The organism is Mycobacterium sp. E2699, assembly GCF_001666745.1.
Taxonomy (GTDB): Bacteria; Actinomycetota; Actinomycetes; order Mycobacteriales; family Mycobacteriaceae; genus Mycobacterium.
This window is the reverse complement of the sequence record NZ_LZJH01000098.1, coordinates 1-1,109: the sequence shown is the minus strand read 5'-3', so window position 1 is coordinate 1,109 and position 1,109 is coordinate 1. Positions and strand designations below refer to the sequence as shown.

Genomic DNA, 1,109 nt, shown 5'->3' with positions numbered 1-1,109 from the left:
CAGCACAGGTTGGAGTTCACCAGCGACACCAGCTGGCCGCGATTGGCCGTGATCGACCCGGGGTCCACGATGGTCGCCAGCGCGGCCTCGTAGGCGACGGCCGCCGCCCGCGCCTGGGCCGCCGACTGCTCGGCTTGCGCGGCCGCCCCGCCCAGCCAGTCCACGTACCCGGCGGCCGCGTTGGTCATGGACGCCGCCGACGGGCCCTGCCAGGCCTGCCCGGCCAGGTCCGAGGTCACGGAGCTGAATGCGCTTGCCGCCGCGCTCAACTCACTGCGGATCCCGTCCCAGGCCGCCGCCGCCTCCAGCATCGGCCCCGGGCCCGGCCCATCAAGCAGGAGCACCGAGTTGACCTCGGGCGGAAACACCGAAAAGTTCATCACTGCTCCCCTCGATCGTCGTTGATCAGACCTTCAGCAGCCACTGGAGCAACGTACATTCTCCGGCCTGCCCCATACCCCGTTAGGCGGGAATCCAATCCCGGCCGCCGCACGATCGTTGCGGACCGGACCGCAGGGATCAAGCGCTCGCAGTCGCGGTTGCGTGCGAACCCGAGCAACGGCACACTTTGGCTCCCGGGGCTCGCTGCTGAGAAGGGACCGCGGTCATGAGCTTTTTGGTGCTCCCGCCGGAGATCAATTCGTCCCGGATGTTCTCCGGTGCCGGGTCAGCGCCAATGTTGGCGGCCGCTGCGGCGTGGGACGGGCTGGCCGATGAGTTGAGTGCGGCCGCGGGATCGTTTTCCTCGGTGACCTCGGCGTTGGCTGGTCACGCGTGGCAGGGTCCTGCATCCGCGGCGATGGCCGCCGCAGCCGTTCCGTATTCGGCGTGGTTGACCTCGGCGGCGTCTCAAGCTGCGAGTGCGGCCGCGCAGGCCAAAGCGGTGGCCGGTGCGTTTGAGTCGGCGTTGGCGGCGACGGTGCATCCGGTGGTGGTGTCGGCCAACCGCTCCAACCTGGTGTCGTTGGTGAACTCCAACCTGTTCGGCCAGAACGCGCCGGCGATCGCGGCGGCCGAGGCCGAATACGAGCAGATGTGGGCCCAGGATGTCGCCGCGATGAGCGGCTACCACGCCAGCGCGTCGGCGACGGTCGCGCAGCTGGGCAACT

2 protein-coding genes are annotated in these 1,109 nt (G+C 69.4%); one reads left to right on the top strand and one right to left on the bottom strand.

What is annotated here, in order from left to right; genetic code table 11:
- Positions 1–380, bottom strand: a 380-nt coding sequence (locus A5696_RS17615; RefSeq protein WP_231964367.1) for a PPE family protein, incomplete at its 3' end; no start/stop codon positions are given.
- A 227-nt stretch (positions 381–607) separates the two neighbouring features.
- Between A5696_RS17615 and A5696_RS17610 the strand changes: the two genes are divergently transcribed.
- On the top strand, positions 608–1,109 hold a 502-nt coding region (locus tag A5696_RS17610; protein WP_156738461.1), incomplete at its 3' end, for a PPE family protein.